Annotated in this window: 1 protein-coding gene; it reads right to left on the reverse strand. The window is 72.3% G+C overall.

From position 1 onward, the window contains the following. The coding region (locus IU476_RS35770) for an ArsA-related P-loop ATPase (RefSeq protein ID WP_195106773.1) at positions 1 to 285 on the reverse strand (285 nt) is incomplete at both ends.

The following is a 285-nucleotide window of genomic DNA, read 5'->3' on the forward strand; positions in this document are numbered from 1 at the left end:
GAGCACCATCTCGTCGAAGGTGCGGCGCATGTTCAGCATCATCGCGGACAGCTCGCCGGTCGCGTCCGGCCCGAGGTCGACCCGCTGCGGGACGTTGCCGAGATCGCTGACGCCGAGCGACTGCGCGAGCCGCCGCGCCGGATCGATGGTCAGCACCACCACTTTGCGGCCGCGTTCGGCGGCCCGCTGGGCGATCGCCGCCGCCGTGGTGGTCTTGCCGACGCCGCCGGAGCCGCAGCACACCACCACCCGGGTGGTGCGGTCGTCGATGATGCGCGCGATGTC

The sequence above is a fragment of the Nocardia blacklockiae genome, from assembly GCF_015477355.1.
Taxonomy (GTDB): domain Bacteria; phylum Actinomycetota; class Actinomycetes; order Mycobacteriales; family Mycobacteriaceae; genus Nocardia; species Nocardia blacklockiae.